General features: G+C 37.5%; 12 protein-coding genes. 10 read left to right on the forward strand and 2 right to left on the reverse strand.

From position 1 onward, the window contains the following. Positions 1-234: 234 nt before the first annotated feature. Genes ABJQ32_04345 through ABJQ32_04355 form a run of 3 tightly spaced genes read left to right on the forward strand, consistent with a single transcriptional unit; the run spans position 235 to position 2,721 of the window. Positions 235-762, forward strand: coding sequence for a GNAT family N-acetyltransferase (locus tag ABJQ32_04345; GenBank protein ID MEP5288854.1), 528 nt, complete (start codon positions 235-237; stop codon positions 760-762). 2 nt (positions 763-764) lie between these two features. Beyond that, a complete protein-coding gene (locus ABJQ32_04350) occupies positions 765-1,304 on the forward strand; it encodes a DUF5946 family protein (protein ID MEP5288855.1) in 540 nt (179 codons plus the stop codon). 58 nt (positions 1,305-1,362) lie between these two features. After that, positions 1,363-2,721: a S41 family peptidase gene (locus ABJQ32_04355; protein MEP5288856.1), complete on the forward strand. Its 1,359-nt coding sequence runs from the start codon at positions 1,363-1,365 to the stop codon at positions 2,719-2,721. Between the two features lie 3 nt (positions 2,722-2,724). On the opposite strand, the gene ABJQ32_04360 is transcribed toward ABJQ32_04355, so the two are convergent. Further along, positions 2,725-3,747 (reverse strand): bestrophin family ion channel, encoded by a 1,023-nt coding sequence (locus ABJQ32_04360; protein ID MEP5288857.1) that lies wholly within the window; start codon positions 3,745-3,747, stop codon positions 2,725-2,727. 124 nt (positions 3,748-3,871) lie between these two features. Between ABJQ32_04360 and ABJQ32_04365 the strand changes: the two genes are divergently transcribed. Continuing rightward, positions 3,872-6,094, forward strand: coding sequence for a M1 family metallopeptidase (locus tag ABJQ32_04365; GenBank protein MEP5288858.1), 2,223 nt, complete (start codon positions 3,872-3,874; stop codon positions 6,092-6,094). Positions 6,095-6,164: 70 nt separating this feature from the next. After that, a complete protein-coding gene (locus ABJQ32_04370) occupies positions 6,165-6,515 on the forward strand; it encodes a SiaC family regulatory phosphoprotein (protein MEP5288859.1) in 351 nt (116 codons plus the stop codon). A 75-nt stretch (positions 6,516-6,590) separates the two neighbouring features. Here the strand turns inward: ABJQ32_04370 and ABJQ32_04375 are convergent, their stop codons facing one another. Then, positions 6,591-8,702, reverse strand: a complete 2,112-nt coding sequence (locus ABJQ32_04375) for a M1 family metallopeptidase (GenBank protein MEP5288860.1) — start codon at positions 8,700-8,702, stop codon at positions 6,591-6,593. Positions 8,703-8,903: 201 nt separating this feature from the next. Between ABJQ32_04375 and ABJQ32_04380 the strand changes: the two genes are divergently transcribed. The 5 genes from ABJQ32_04380 (at position 8,904) to ABJQ32_04400 (ending at position 15,844) form a co-directional block, all read left to right on the forward strand. Continuing rightward, positions 8,904-11,738 carry an insulinase family protein gene (locus ABJQ32_04380; protein ID MEP5288861.1) on the forward strand — a complete coding sequence of 945 codons (2,835 nt, stop codon included), beginning with the start codon at positions 8,904-8,906 and terminating at the stop codon, positions 11,736-11,738. 136 nt (positions 11,739-11,874) lie between these two features. Beyond that, a complete protein-coding gene (locus tag ABJQ32_04385) occupies positions 11,875-12,654 on the forward strand; it encodes a carboxypeptidase-like regulatory domain-containing protein (protein ID MEP5288862.1) in 780 nt (259 codons plus the stop codon). A gap of 79 nt (positions 12,655-12,733) precedes the next feature. Then, entirely contained in the window at positions 12,734-13,864 is a 1,131-nt protein-coding gene (locus ABJQ32_04390) for a helix-turn-helix domain-containing protein (GenBank protein ID MEP5288863.1), read from the forward strand. Positions 13,865-13,983: 119 nt separating this feature from the next. After that, the gene (locus ABJQ32_04395; GenBank protein ID MEP5288864.1) at positions 13,984-14,361 is read left to right on the forward strand and encodes a hypothetical protein; all 378 of its coding nucleotides are present in this window, start codon (positions 13,984-13,986) and stop codon (positions 14,359-14,361) included. A gap of 4 nt (positions 14,362-14,365) precedes the next feature. After that, complete coding sequence (locus ABJQ32_04400) at positions 14,366-15,844, forward strand: alpha/beta fold hydrolase (GenBank protein ID MEP5288865.1); 1,479 nt, start codon at positions 14,366-14,368, stop codon at positions 15,842-15,844. The last annotated feature ends 32 nt before the right edge of the window (positions 15,845-15,876 follow it).

The following is a 15,876-nucleotide window of genomic DNA, read 5'->3' on the forward strand; positions in this document are numbered from 1 at the left end:
AAGTTTTTATCCAATCTCAATTAATGTTAAAGATTTAGAAAATTGAGGTTAAAGTTATCTAAGGTAAATACCTAGATTGATGTAGAAATATTGCGTAAAGAATATGTGTAATCTATGTTGTACTGGTTAGAATAGACAAAGTCATGATATCATGCCTTACATACACAAATCCATTCTAGCTAGTGTTTCACCAATAATGACTGTAAACACTCATCTTTGTTTTCCTGAATATTTATGAAAACTGAACGATTATACCTAAACCTCATTACTGAAAAAGATGCTGATTTTTTAAATGAACTTATGAATACCGAAAAATGGCACGAGTTCATTGGCGATAGAGGTATTCATTCTAAAGAGGATGCAATTCAATATATGGAAGATCGGATGGATCCTGACTTGAATAAAAAAGGATTTATAAATCATGTAATGATCGAAAAAGAGACCAGCAAGGCTGTTGGTACCTGTAGCCTCCATAACCGAGAAGGTGTAGATGGAATGGACATTGGTTATGCTCTGCTTCCAACATCTGAAGGTAAGGGGTATGCTTCGGAGGGCGCTAAAGCCATGATTAAGCTTGCTTTTACGGATTATCAACAGCAACAAATTAGTGCCATTACAACTGACCTAAACATAAGCTCATGGCATATACTTCAAAAACTTGGATTTATCCATAAAGGCTATATTCAGCTGCCTAACAGTTCTGAGCGTATTCGGCTGTATGTACTAGAGAAAGGTGATTGGGTTACAATTCAGGTAACATAGATATGCAGGATTACATCAGTATAGCTGAAAAGAATAATGTAGTACTTCTAGACAAGGGGGTGTGTCAGTTTTGTGGTGCAAACACTACGAGAGGAGTACACGAATGTGTGGAAATTTTCAGTCTTGGCTTCCAATCAATTGACTACTCAAAGAAAGAAAATCATAGCTATCGCTTCCTAAGCGTAGATGCACATACGCTTCAACATCCCGAAATACATGGTCGATGGAATAACCATTTTCATTTGCTCAGGCTACACCTCATCTTTATTTACAAGACGCATTGGAATTATCAACTATCTCCAAAACTCAGTGATCATCTAAACGCATATAAAGTAAATAAGCCGGATGAATTTTCAATTCCTCCAGAAATTTATCAGCGAGGAAGTATAACGACAACTGATATCATTGCCCGGTCCAATGACGAAGATAAATGCAAAAAGATGATCAAAAAGTGGGCTGAAGAGGTTTATCAAGCATGGAACGATTATCATACTTTGATAGATGAAATTGCCAAAGACTTTTCAAAAAAACATTTATTCTAAATGCATCTTTGAATGCATCATACAGTCTTTATCTTAATTTTAACCTAACCGAAAAAGTATGAAGACATTCCTATCTCTATTTGCTTTCAGTTTATGTATTCTTTCTGCCTTAAGTCAAGATTTAACCAAGGATCAAGTACAAGAAAGTCTTACTTCATTGAGAGATGACATAAGGACTTACAATCCTGCACTAGAAGATTATAATCCAAACTTTGATGAGCAAGCAGTACAAATCATTGGAAGTTTAGATCAGGGTAGTTACTCAATAATTGAACATTTCAAGCTAATCACTGAACTATCCACTATTAGTAATGAAGGACATTTTGCGCTGGGATCCTGGAGTGATTCGCCACATCAAGGATTTGGAAACGATACCTACAAGTATCTGCCACTTTCTATTCAAATACTAAATGGCAGAATATACCTCTGGAATGATTACTCGAACGAAAATCAATTAGAAAGAGGAGATGAAATTATGATAATAAATGGAAAATCGTCAAAAGAAATTATTAGTCAATTGATACGGTATACTCCTTCTGATGGAAACATTGTTGGATATGCGCACCGATCAATACAAACAAGTTTTAATTGGATGTACTATCTATATATTGATCAATCAAAAACATTTGAAATTAGCTATTCAAAATTCAGAACAGGAACCGAAAGCCTAGTAACAATTCAGCCCTTAACAAATAGTAAACTAATTGCTAATTATCAATTAAAAAATCCTACACCAGAACCAAAAAATGAAAGTGTTGATGATGTTTATGAACTGGAGATTCAGGAAAAATATGCTGTCCTGAAATTGAAAACGTTTTATCGTCAACTCTTGGAAAGATATCATTTAAAATCTGCTAAATTCTATCAGGAGGTTTTTGAATCAATAAATGATGCTGGTTGCTCCACACTCATCATAGATTTGAGAAACAACAATGGCGGAAGGAAAGAATTCGCCAACGACTTGGTGCCTTTCATTATGCAAATAGAAAGTACTGATCCTTATCTACGAAAAAGCATTTCATGGAGTGGCAAAGAAAAAACATCTAAACTCCCCAAAAAGAATAAGAATAGTTTTCAAGGAAAAGTTGTGGCAATTGTAAATGCTAGCACCTTTTCTGCTGCAGGATCTGTAGCGAGATTTCTAAAGGAATATGCCAATGCAATAGTAGTAGGTCAAGAAACAGGAACTCGCTATGAAGGCTTCTCAGGCGGATCGAAACAATATGTAAGTATTCCTTACACAGATGTGAAAATAGGAATACCCAGGTATCAAACCTCTTTTCCTAAATCCAAAAAACAAACTACTAGCAATAGAGGATTAATCCCTGATCACATCATCAACTATACCATTGAGGACATAATTAATGACAGGGATCTGGAGATGGATTTTGTTATTGAAAACTATGTAAAAAAGTAGATGTTACAATTGAATATTCATACCTCCTTCAAACTTGAGTGGTTCTGGTAGATCCTCTTCATCCAACATCTGACGGATATCTATTTCAATATCAGTCGCCATTGTAGCGATAGGCACATCATTATACATTCCTTCAAATGGATTTTCACTATAATCACCAATCATCTCCATCGTCCAGAAAACCCAAGAGCCCATTACCGAGAAAGGAATACTTAACCAAATAAGCCAGTCTATTCCTTGATTAGCGAAAACATTCAACATCCCAAATGGAAGAAGGCCTATGAATAATACAGTGAAAAAGAAATTGACTGTCGCATATTGTCGAGGGAATGGAAATTTCTTGATTCGCTCACTTTGTCCTTGGAGCGTATACATTTCGGTGATCAACCCTTGCATTTCCAGATGACGGAAATGTTCTAGTGGACCGGATGTTCTCAAAGTCATCAAATCTTTGGACTGCATGCTCAGAATGTGTGATGGTTTATTTCCTTTCTCCATTACATATGTATACTCATCTACTGATAAGTAATCTTTTAGCTTCTGCAGTTTCTCAGGGCTATATTCCACACCATGGAATTTTCTAAATTCCTGATCACTTGCCTTATTATGCTCCCAGCTCATCAACTTTCTCAATTCAATACTCAGGGCATGCAGCCAAGCAACATGACGATGAACTAATCGCTTTCTGATCCCATTTAGCTCATCTTCACCCAGCTCTACTATAGTCCCATCGTTATGAATAAAATCTCTTGCCAATATGGCAAACGATCGAGATACATTCACAATAGCACCCCATATCTTTCTAGCCTCCCATAGACGTTCATAGGAGGAATTATTTTTAAATCCCAGATAAAAAGCCACAGCAATACCTATCAAAGAAATGGGCTGCCAAGGGATACTCAGCCAATTCAATCCTAAAAAATAAAATAGGGCAACAGGTATTGTATCAAAGATGATGAAAATGAAAATGTATTTTCTTCCCCAGTTTAAAGTTTGAATGAGTTTGTAACGTCTGCCTCCATGCATGATTTATCCAACTTTTAATATGCATCTAAGTTAAGCAACCAAATGAAAACTGCCATTTGTGTAATCAGCCTTTCAGGCAAATTTCTCATTCACTAAATTTATGATCAAATCAACACATACTCCTATGAGATCCTTACTCACTATCATCTTTTTCACCACCACTCTTTTTTTGAGCGCGCAAGATGTCCCTGGCTATTCTGGGAAATTCAATGCGATTGATCGATTATTAGAACCACCTAGCTCCTACCGAACGGCATCCGGTGCACCTGGCGAAGACTATTGGCAGCAAAGAGCTGATTACACGATCAAAGCCTCGATCAATGAAAAAACCAATGAATTAATAGGAGAAGAAACAATTACCTACTTCAATAATTCTCCACATAGCCTAAGTTTTTTATGGCTAAACATCGAACAGAATGTCAATCGAAAAGGCAATGAAGATTTCGGTGATGTCATGGGTGGTGTTCGAGACTCAATCTCATCTCTTCAGATGCAATACCTTGTCAGACCTATTGACTTTCCTGCTGGCACTGACATCCAGTCGATCAAAGGGTCTGATGGAAAAGCGCTTGAATACATTGTAAACAACACGTTATTGCGTATTAACCTTCCAGAACTATTGAAATCTGGACAGAATATCACATTCTCGATTAAATGGAAAAACTACATCACTGATAGAGCCAAATTCCTGTTATCCAGAGAAGGTTATGAATACTTCCCAGAAAATGATAATAAGGTGTTCCTATTAGGTCACTGGTTTCCACGAATGGCTGTATATAACGACACGGAAGGGTGGCAAAATAAACAGTTCAGGAGATTGGGTGAGTTTGCATTAGAATTTGGAGATTATGATGTGGAACTGACAGTACCCGAAGATCATATAGTGGCGGGCACAGGATTATTAACCAATGAGGCTGAAGTACTTACAAAAACACAAAGAGATCGACTGAATAAGGCGCGAAAATCTTTTGATAAGCAAATGTTCATCATCACACCAGAAGAAGCAAAGAAAAACGAAAAGACAAAGAAGTCCGGAACGAAAACATGGAAATTCAGAGCTGAAAATGTACGAGATGTAGCATTTGCGAGTTCTCGTAAATTTATCTGGGATGCAATAGCTGTAAAATTGCCAACCAATACCGTAATGGCTATGTCATTCTATCCCAAAGAAGGTCTTCCAGTATGGACAGAAGAGTCTACGAATGGGGTAAAGCAAGCACTTGAAGTATACTCTGAAGCGACCTTTGATTATCCTTACCCGGTCGCTATTTCGGTAAACACTTCTAACATTGGAATGGAGTTTCCAATGATCTCCTTTAATGGTGGGAGACCTAATAGTGAGGGGCAAATAAGTGATCAAGCAAGAAGAGGTATGACGAGTACCATTATCCATGAGGTAGGTCATAACTGGTTTCCGATGATTGTGAGTTCTGACGAACGCAAATGGATGTGGATGGATGAAGGACTTAATACCTTTCTTCATCAGCGAACACTTGCTGAGCGCTATCCAGATTGGAGCAGCACCACACCAAAGGATATTGTTCCTTTTATGATGGGAGATCAAAAAACACTCAGACCTATCATGACTAACTCAGACAATGACTTGCTATTTCAAATGGGTGCTAACTTCTATCAGAAACCTACTGTAGGACTTCAAATGCTGAGACAGACCATTGTTGGCAAAGAACTATTCGATATCGCATTCAAAGAATATGCAAATCGATGGAAGTACAAACACCCCAACCCTTCGGATCTGTTTAGGACATTGGAAGATGGGACAGCTACAGATTTAGACTGGTTTTTCAAAGGATGGTTTTTCACCACAGAAACAGTGGATATAGAATTGGCTGATGTCAAGTGGTTTCAACTAAAAGAAGAGCAAAACAACGTCGAAAACAAGCAACAAAAAGGCAATACAAAACGGATTTCTGGCACAGCAAAAGGCGATCAGGGTAATGGGTTTTCAGATGGCCCACAACCTTTTGCATTAGCTCCAACAAGCGATGGAGGTTACGGACAATTCTTGAGCAGACTAGACGAAGGGGAAATGAGAAGTCAACTTTCCGGTAAACAGATCTACGAGCTAAAACTGAAAAATAAGGGCGGGCTTGTCATGCCTGTTATCATTGAGTGGACGTATGCCGATGGCACAAAAGAAGTGCAACAGCTTCCTGCAGAAATATGGAGGCTGAATGAAGCTGAGGTGACAAAGACTTTCCTAAAAGAAAAAGAAGTGGTGAGTATAGCCATTGATCCTAATCAAAAGCTTCCAGATGTCAATCTGGAGGATAATATTTTTCCCAGACAGCAAGAAGATGATAAATTTGAGGAAATGAAAAAGGATTAGTTATCTTAACCTTGCTGGTTACTCTCGCTAAATAAAATGTATTAACTATTGCAAACCACTGCTGTCAATAATGGAAAACGAAGATATTATACCTAATGTAAGATTTAATCAAAGCACCGGGTTGCTGAAAATTGAAGGCAGGTCACTTATGCGAGATGTGCAAGACTTTTATCTGCCCATCATTGATCAAGTAAAGAAAACGACCATACCTACATTTATTGTTGAATTGAAGCTTGAGCATTTTGACACAGGAACAATGAAATGCCTATATCAGCTTATGATAGTATTGAAAGAGAAACAATCAATGGGTGCGATGCTAATGATCAGATGGTTTAGCGAAGATGGAGACGAGGATCATAAAGAATTAGGAGAAGATTTAGAATCCCGCAGCGGCATTCCATTTCAATATAAATACTATTGATCCTTTCCGGGTCAAAATAAAAAGCCCTGTCACTGAAAAGTGACAGGGCTTTTTTTGATCTCAAAAATCTAAAAACTATTCTTTAGTCCCTTGAACAGTCACACCAAAATTCTTCAGTTCCATTGACATACTGGTTTTATCACCACTATTGTCGAACGAGATAACTATTTGTCCATCCAATGAAACCCATTTATCTTCTTTAGGCATCACAACCGAGTTCATTCCTGCAGCTGGAACACGTACTTTCACCAAGCCTTCATCGTTCTCTATGAACGCTTGTATGTTGAAATTCGCAACCTGATATTTGCCCATAATGAAATCCGGTATATCTAAACCAGCCATTCGATCTTTTAGTGATGGATAAAAGTTATCGGTATCATCCAGGTCTGGTACACTAGCATTTATCGAGATCGTTTCAATCTTTTTGTAATTAGGAATCTCGACTTCTAATCTATCTTTTGCTGACATGGCTTTTGCTGACATAGCAATCTCATAGTCTGTACCGTCATCGTATTTTACTTCCACTTTTAAAGGAACTGGACGGCTCCCCGCATTCAAGATTGTAAGTTTATCTTTTTTGATACCCTCAATCTTCACATCTGGATAACCGTACTCAAAGAACCACGGCTTCCATAGCCAGCTTAAGTCCTGGCCACTTACATTTTCAAATGTGTAAAAGAAGTCGTAAGGAATCGGGGACTTTTTGGCCCAGCGATTAATGTATTCTCTGTAAGCTTTTAAGAACATTTCATCCCCAAGGTGATGATGAAGCATAGAATAAACAAACGATGGCAGTGGGTAAGATGCGTACCCATAGTTGCTACCATCCATGAACTGTGATGAGGTGATTAGCGGAAGGTCCTCATACCGTCCTTGCATACCTCCTACACTGCTTTTGAAATTCGTGAATATCGGAGAGTTATCATCTTCGAAATAACGGTTGGTAACTACAGAAGTAATGTAATCTGCCCAGCCTTCATCCATCCAAGCAAATCTTCTTTCATTTACACGCACATACATTGGGAAATACATGTGATACATTTCGTGCACTGTCACACCAAGGCCAGGACCTCCATTGTAAGCCATCATAGGAAACTCCATTCCTCCTCCTCCTAGCCCAATGAATGTAGTGAATCGCGGGTATGGATAAGCTACACCGGGAACATCTTCTGAAAAATGTTTCATTGTCTTTTGCTGATTAGGCGTCATCGCTGCAAAGCCATCCGGATTACCTGATGGATAAACAGAGCTTATCAATACATCTTTCCCTTCTACTTTTTGTGAAGCAGCATTCCAGTCATAATGATCACTCATAGCAAACGCAAAATCAGGTACTTCATCAGCTTTAAACTTCCATGTACCAGACTTGTGATTAAATCCACCTTCTAGATCATCGCCATTCATGATGTCCATAGGCTCTGTTGCTGTCAATGCTTTATTGTAGCGATCAAGAATCTCCTGATTGAATATTTCATCAGGATTCTGTAGTACTCCTGTAGCCCAAACGGTGAATGATGTTGGAGCAGTAAGTTCCACGTTGAAGTTAGCTAGGTTATTATAAAACTCTGTTCTGAGTGAATAACTCTGTGTATCCCACCCAAATACATCATCATACACTGCCACTTGAGGGTACCAATATGCTACAAAATAAGATGTGCTATCTGCTACACCTGTTCTTCGATTTGTGTATGGCACAAATTGTTCCCAATTGATTTGAAGTTCCACTGATTCACCACTTTTCACAGGCTCAGTTAGTCTAACAAATAGGTTGGTTCCATTTCTCGTAACAGATCTACTTTCCAGGTCAACTGAATCGCCACGCACTTTCACCATGTTCAAGGTTACTCCTTCGTCAATATCTCTCGGGTCTACTCGGGAAGCCCGTGGGTTTGCTTTTCTAAATACATCGTTGTACAATCGAACAACAACGGTACTTAAATCATCTGGACTATTGTTGGTGTATTTAATGGTAGAAATACCATCAATTCCTCTTGTCGTAGGGTCGATGGTCGCTTTAAGATTGTAGTCTACCGTATTGTGCCAATAGTTGTCTCCTGGCTTTCCATCGTATGATCGAGTGCCATTCTTATAGGCTTCCTGCATCTCTTTGGGCATAAAGAAACGTTTCTCCTGCGCAAAAAGAGAAACACAAAGCATTAATGTGATTATTGCTGATAGTTTTCTCATAGGTTTTTTAGTCTTTAGTGCCATAAAGAAAATAAATAATGAGGAGAGGAATGTCACCGCTTATAAAAAGGTGTGCTCTAACCAAACTGTTAAAGATTCTTAATTGCCATCAATCAACTGCAAAAACAGTTGTATAACTAAATTTATAGTTATATATTGATCAAAATTTGCGACTATTCTTTAAACACTAAATCATTCATTATGAACCTTAATCGATTCTTAGCATGCTTATCCATATTCAGCATGCTTATTATTAGTCAAACTGTCTATGGACAAGAGAAAGATATTTCAGGTGAAATCCAAAAGCCTTTAACAGGCACGATTCCTTCTGATCCCAGTGTCAAAATAGGAAAACTAGAAAACGGACTTACCTACTATATCAAGCAAAACGCTAAACCTGAAGATAAAATAGAGTTTCGTCTTGTGATCAACGCTGGCTCCATCCTTGAAAATGAAGATCAGCAAGGTTTGGCGCATTTTGTAGAACATATGGCTTTTAATGGAAGTAGGAACTTCAAGAAAAACGAGTTGGTCAACTACTTACAATCCATTGGGGTAGAGTTTGGCGCTGATCTAAATGCCTACACAAGTTTTGATGAAACAGTGTATATGCTACCTATTCCAACAGGAGACCCTGAAGTAATAGACAAAGGCATGAAAGTTTTAGAAGACTGGGCCAGTGGATTAGACTTTTCAGAAGAGGAAATAGATAAAGAAAGAGGAGTAGTTATAGAAGAATGGAGACTTGGACAAGGTGCAGACCAAAGGATGAGGGATCGATGGTTTCCTGTGATGTTTAAGAATTCCCAGTATGCTGAAAGATTACCGATAGGAAAAAAAGAAATCATTGAAAATGCTAGCTATGAAACCATCCGAGATTTTTATAATGATTGGTACAGGCCAGACCTGATGGCTGTAATTGCTGTGGGTAGTCTAGAGCCAGAGGAGATGGAGAAGCAAATAAAAAATCGTTTTGGAAAACTGAAAAACCCGAAGAGTACAAGAGAAAGAAATGAATTTGAGGTTCCAAGTCATCAGGAAACATATGTTGCCATAGAGCAAGACAAAGAAGCCTCTTTTACACAAGTACAATTGGTATACAAGCAAAATGATAAAGACAAAGTTGAGACCCTAGGAGATTATAGAAGACAACTTACCTATAATCTATTCAATAGCATGCTAAACCAACGATTAAATGAGCTACGACAATCAGGAGAACCACCTTTCGTTTTCGCAAGCACAGGTTATCGTAATATGGTTCGAACAAAAAAGACCTACTCATCCTTTGCCATGGTTGGCGAAGATGGCATAATGAATGGACTGAGAGCATTGGTAAAAGAAAATGAAAGAGTAAGAAGATACGGTTTTACAGAAGGTGAGCTTGAGCGGGCTAAAAAAAGAACGCTTAACAGTATGGAGAGACGAATGAAAGAACAAGATAAAACAGAAAGCAGGAGATTGGCATCTCAGTATGTTTCTTCTTTCTTAAATGAATCAACCGTTGTTTCGTCAGAGTTCTCTTTCAGCTTTGCCAACGAGCAATTTAAGGGTGTAGAAATTGAGGAAATCAATAAATACGCATCAAAATGGATTAAAGAAAATGATAGGGTTGTTGTAATCACAGGACCTGAAAATGAAAATAAAGATGTTACCGAGGAAAGTGTATTTTCATTGCTGAAAGAGATAGAAAAAGAGGAATTAGAAGCTTACAAGGATGAATTAGGTGGTTCAGAACTCATGACGTCAATGCCGACAAAAGGTACAATCAAGTCAGAAAATGCACTTAAGAATATTGAAGCAACTGAAATCATCTTATCTAATGGTATTAAAGTTGTTCTTAAATCCACTGACTTTAAAAACGACGAAATCCTGATGAGCGCATTTAGTCATGGAGGTCATTCACTCTACAATGATGAAGACTATCAAAGCGCATCTTATGTTGGTGGTATCATAGGAGAAAGTGGTTTAGCTGATTTCTCCAAAACAGATCTAGATAAGCTCTTTGCTGGTAAGACAGTTCAAGTGAGGCCATTTGTTGGCACCTATAGCGAAGGACTTAGCGGAAGTGCTGCACCGAAAGATCTTGAGACAATGATGCAAATGATTCATCTGTTTTTTACTCAGCCCCGAAAGGATCAAAAGAGTTTTGAATCTTACAAAATGAGAAATACGATGCTCTATCAAAATTTGATGTCCAACCCTCAGTTCTATTTTCAGAATGAGAGTATTAAAATTTTGAGTCAAAATCATCCGCGTGTAGGCTTCCCCACAGCAGAAGATCTTGCCAAGATTGATTTAGATAAAGCATATGACATTTACAAAGAACGCTTTGCCGATCCATCTAGCTTTACATTCTTTTTAGTTGGGAATTTTGATGTAAACAAAATCAAACCCATGATAGAGACATACTTAGCTAGCATCCCAACAACAAGTAGAGAAGAGACATGGAAAGATTTAGGTATTCGTCCACCTAAAGGAAAACTAGAGAAGATTATAAATAAAGGAACAGACCCAAAAAGTCAGGTATCCATTAACTATAGAAATGAGGCAATGTATAGTGTAGAAGAATCATATAAGCTAAGAAGCTTGGGTGAGATAATGACCAACAGACTGATTGACCTTATACGTGAGGAAAAAAGTGGAGTGTATGGTGTTGGGGCCAGAGGTTCCATGAGTAAACGTCCATATGAGAGTTATACATTCTCTGTTTCTTTCCCTTGTGCGCCAGAAAATGTAGCAGAGTTAAAGCAAGCTGTGTATGATGAGATTTCTCTCATCAAGAAAAGTGGAATTACAGAAGAGGATTTGAGTGAAATCAAAGAGGCTCAACGGATAGATAGAAAGGAAAACCTTCAAGAAAATAGATATTGGCTAAATCAATTGAGTAGTTATTATTCAAATGGTAGACCAATTTCAGAGTTCCACAACTTCGAAGGAATGATTGAGAAACTGTCAGCTGAAGATATTCAAAAAGCTGCTCAAGAATATTTGGTTGAAGATAATCTCATCGAGATTGTATTAATGCCAGAGGAGTAAACGATTTTTTCCTTAAAATTTCAAACCCTTTCTGAAACACCAGAAAGGGTTTTTTTATTTTTTATATGGCTTAACATTCAATGTTAAAGATTCTTAAATACTAGTTATTAATACTATGGGTCTGGATCTTTGATAAATGCGATTGCTTTTCATTATTCTTTTAGTCTCGCTAAGTCTTTCAGTTTTTTCACAAAGGACTTATCTCCATGGAATTGTGCGAGATTCTAGCACACTAGAAGCATTGATAGGCGTTCACATCAGTAATGTCTCTTCTCAGAAATTGACTAACAATGAAATTGACGGATCGTTTAAAATTCCAGTTAAAGAAGGGGATTCTTTGCTCTTGACTTACGTAGGGTATAAATCAGTCTCATATATTGTAAAGGAAAATTGGTCTTCGGAAACTATCCCATTTTTTCTTGAACAAAAGGCAACTCAACTCAGCGAGGTAGAGGTGAATTTGTTTCCTGAGTATGTAAGATTTAAACAGCTTGTCTTAGAAACTAACCCTGTAGACTCGACGTTTCATATTGACTTACCAGAATTATTTATCCCTTACTCACCTCCTACTGCACAGCAATTGCAACACCCTGACCTAGCTCCCTCAGTTGGTTTCCAATTTGACATGGCCGGGCTCACTAAAAAAGGAAAAGAGCAAAAGAAATTTCAAAAACTTCTGGAAAGTAAATCCATCACCGATAAAGCATACCGAAAGTTTGACCGAGAATGGGTATCTCAAAAAACAAAGCTAAAGGGAGATCAATTAACAAACTTTATTGCTTACTGCAAATTCACACCAGAATATCTCGTTGAAACTCCACTCTTTTTTATCCATGAACGAATGATGGCTCTATTGGAAGACTTTCAGGAAGGAAAGAAAAGATCAAAAAATCAACGATACACTCCAGGAGCTTGATTTCTAGTTCTCAATGGATAAGAAAGAAACCCTCAAATGATTTAGCCTAAATCATCGTTTCCATGCATCTTTACTTCATATGGATACACTGACAAGTATCTTAGTCATTATTCTTTGTATAGGTCTGACTCAAGGGATCATATTCTCAGCCATTCTTTGGCGAAAATCCAATCAGGATAGGATTATTGCCAACAAATACAAAGCAATACTCCTTCTTGTACTATCCTATGGTTTGCTAAATCAGGTCCTTAGACTTTTTGGTATCGGCTACTACGATACCTGGTACCATCTTACATTAGACCTAAATTGGTCATATGGCCCCCTCCTCTTCCTTTATGTTAAAGCTCAGACTCAAGAAAATTTCAAGTTCAGCAAAAGTGATCGTTGGCTACTCATTCCTATCATTATTCAGATAGTATGCAGCGTCTATGTGAGGTCTCAAAATTTCTTTTGGGATGGCACAAAGGAAAGCTTGACGTGGCTTGGTTATTATGGTTATGCCTATTGGCGAAACTATTCTACTGTACCAATTATCGCCAGCCTGCTAATTATCTTTTTTTCCATTAAATCACTCAAACTGCTAAAAAAACTGGATGAAAATGAAGTAGATGAAAAGAATTTTAAATGGGTAATCAATCTAGTCCGCTCATTTGGGACTTACTATTTGATTGTACTTGTGATTCTAATTGCTGACTTAGTTATTTACATCACCACTGTCAGTCAAGACTATTATTATTTCACCCGATTCTATTACTATCCGTTCTTCATTGGAATAGCCATATTGATTTATTGGTTTGGGATTTCCAGTATCATAAGAGGTGATCAGCGTATTTTGAAAAAAAGAAAAAGACTTTCAGAAGCTGAACTAGATAGCTTAAAAGAATTAGCTGATAAGCTGGAAGTACTGATGAAAGAAGAAAAAATCTATAAAGACTCTCTATTAACACTTGCCATCTTAGCAGAACACCTAAAAGTTAAACCTTATCTACTTACTAAAATATTAAACGAAGTAGTACATAAATCTTTCACGGATTATGTGAATGAATTTAGAGTTCAGGAAATAACTCAACTTGTGAAGGACCCTTCAAACGACAGGTTTACCCTTCTCTCACTGGCTTACGATGCAGGATTCAATTCAAAATCTTCCTTTAATAGAGCAGTTAAAAAGCATTTGGGGATTTCCCCTAGTGAACTTAAGCGTACGAATTGACGAGTCAATTTTCCAATTGAACCCACAACATGAAAAAGAATAGGTCTCAATTTCTTAATTGAAACGATTCAGGCCTAAACTTGAGTGAATGTTGCCTCATAACTCAAAACAAAACAATTATGAAAGCAATCATTTTATTCTCAATCAGTCTATTATTTGCATTAACAGAAGTACAAGCCCAGGAATCAACAGATGTATTGATTGGGAGTTGGAAACTTGACATGAGTCCTGAAAACTCCAATGATGACAACTTCGCTATGATGAAAATCACCAGCGTCAAAGACAATGAGATGAAAGGGACATTCTACAGGAAAGGTGTCAAACTCAAAAACGGAAAAATCAATACTCAAACCGATGTTATTTACGGGGCGTTGATGTCCGGAGATAACAGCGGATCTTACAATACTTCATTCTATTATAAAGATGGAAAAATTTACGGTACCACTCATGCAGTCGACAGAGGATTTCTATCCGTTTGGGTAGCAGTGAAAGAATAGTATTATGAGGAAATTACTAACTGTATTAATCAGTCTTTTCATATGTAGTGTTTGCTTTGGACTGCAAAATAATTACGCTCCATCTTTCAAAGAATCGAAGAAGACCACTCATAAGATTTCTAAGAAGCAGAAGTATATATTTGGTTATTTGGAAGTACCTGAAAATAGGGGTAAACCAAATAGCAATACCATTAAGTTACCTGTTTATATCTTCAAAAGTCGTCATCCAAATCCTCAACTTGATCCGGTAATATATACTGTAGGAGGGCCAGGTTATACCTCCATGAAAGCATCACAGTATATGAATTATTATCAGTATCTAGACGATCGGGATTTTATATTATTTGAGCAAAGGGGTACACAATATGCTAAACCTAATCTCGCTTGTCCTGAATGGTCGGAAGCTGTAAGTCTTTCAAATCTTCCAGGCTTAACAAAAAGTCAAACTGATAGCTTGTTCATGGGTGCAGTAAAAGCTTGCAGATCTAAGTTAATAGAGGACGGTGCAGACCTGGAAGGATACAATACCAAAGAGATTGCCGCAGATATCGAAGATCTAAGAAAAGTCTTAGGAATAGACAAGTACAATCTATTGACTATTTCATACAGCACAAAGATTGCTCAAGTACTCCTTCGAGATTACCCAGATGCAATTCGCAGCGTTGTAATGGACTCTCCTCTTCCCTTAGAGGTAAATTACGATGAGGAAAGTGTATCAAATCTATTGGAATCTACTAAGCATTTGCTAACAGATTGTGAGGTAGATCCTAATTGCAACAATGCTTATCCAAATTTGAAGGAAAGATTCCTTGAGTATCTAAGGGATAAGACGGATGATCCTCTGGTGGTTGAAGTTGAAAATCCTAATACCAATCAGGTAGAGACTTTTTATTTGAAAGGCTATGACTTGATTACGGTTTTTAGCGCAGCATCAACTTCGGATGTTATGAACGTTCCATATGAAATGAATAAACTGCTCAACAATGATCTTAGCGCAGTTAAAGAACAGCTATCTTATCTATTTCAAGCATCAGGCATGGGAAATGGAGTCGGTATGCGACTATCTGTTTGGTGCGCCGAAGAGTACCCTTTCACCTCTCAAAAGAAGGTTATTGAAGAAAGTTATCGCTATCCGGAAATTAGAGGATTGTCACCAGCAGTTTTTGATTCTTCAATATGTGATATTTGGGGGGTTAGTAAAGTAGCAAACATTGAAAATAAACCTATCAAAAGTGATATACCTGTTTTATTAATGAATGGTGAATATGATTCGGAAACTCCAGTAAAATGGGCGCTAGATATGAAGAAAAACTTACCTAACAGTTTCCATTTGATATTCAAAGGATGGAAACATACTGTCACTACCAATTGGGCAAACCCATGTGCTATGGAGACAGCTAATGCCTTCTTCAATAATCCAAACATGAAGCCAAATCCAGATTGTTTCCAAGAAATTGAACGACCAAGATTTAAAACTGACTAATAAGGAAGACATACACTTTGAAATTCAGGGGA

This window comes from Marinobacter alexandrii, from assembly GCA_039984955.1.
Taxonomy (GTDB): domain Bacteria; phylum Bacteroidota; class Bacteroidia; order Cytophagales; family Cyclobacteriaceae; genus Ekhidna.

Bases quoted from the DNA above. Each gene is read 5' to 3' on its own strand.
- ABJQ32_04385 (MEP5288862.1), top strand. From the start codon at position 11,875: ATGCGATTGCTTTTCATTATTCTTTTAGTCTCGCTAAGTCTTTCAGTT.
- ABJQ32_04365 (MEP5288858.1), top strand. From the start codon at position 3,872: ATGAGATCCTTACTCACTATCATCTTTTTCACCACCACTCTTTTTTTG.
- ABJQ32_04355 (MEP5288856.1), top strand. From the start codon at position 1,363: ATGAAGACATTCCTATCTCTATTTGCTTTCAGTTTATGTATTCTTTCT.
- ABJQ32_04370 (MEP5288859.1), top strand. From the start codon at position 6,165: ATGGAAAACGAAGATATTATACCTAATGTAAGATTTAATCAAAGCACC.
- ABJQ32_04380 (MEP5288861.1), top strand. From the start codon at position 8,904: ATGAACCTTAATCGATTCTTAGCATGCTTATCCATATTCAGCATGCTT.
- ABJQ32_04395 (MEP5288864.1), top strand. From the start codon at position 13,984: ATGAAAGCAATCATTTTATTCTCAATCAGTCTATTATTTGCATTAACA.
- ABJQ32_04400 (MEP5288865.1), top strand. From the start codon at position 14,366: ATGAGGAAATTACTAACTGTATTAATCAGTCTTTTCATATGTAGTGTT.
- ABJQ32_04375 (MEP5288860.1), bottom strand. From the start codon at position 8,702: ATGAGAAAACTATCAGCAATAATCACATTAATGCTTTGTGTTTCTCTT.
- ABJQ32_04350 (MEP5288855.1), top strand. From the start codon at position 765: ATGCAGGATTACATCAGTATAGCTGAAAAGAATAATGTAGTACTTCTA.
- ABJQ32_04345 (MEP5288854.1), top strand. From the start codon at position 235: ATGAAAACTGAACGATTATACCTAAACCTCATTACTGAAAAAGATGCT.
- ABJQ32_04360 (MEP5288857.1), bottom strand. From the start codon at position 3,747: ATGCATGGAGGCAGACGTTACAAACTCATTCAAACTTTAAACTGGGGA.
- ABJQ32_04390 (MEP5288863.1), top strand. From the start codon at position 12,734: ATGGATACACTGACAAGTATCTTAGTCATTATTCTTTGTATAGGTCTG.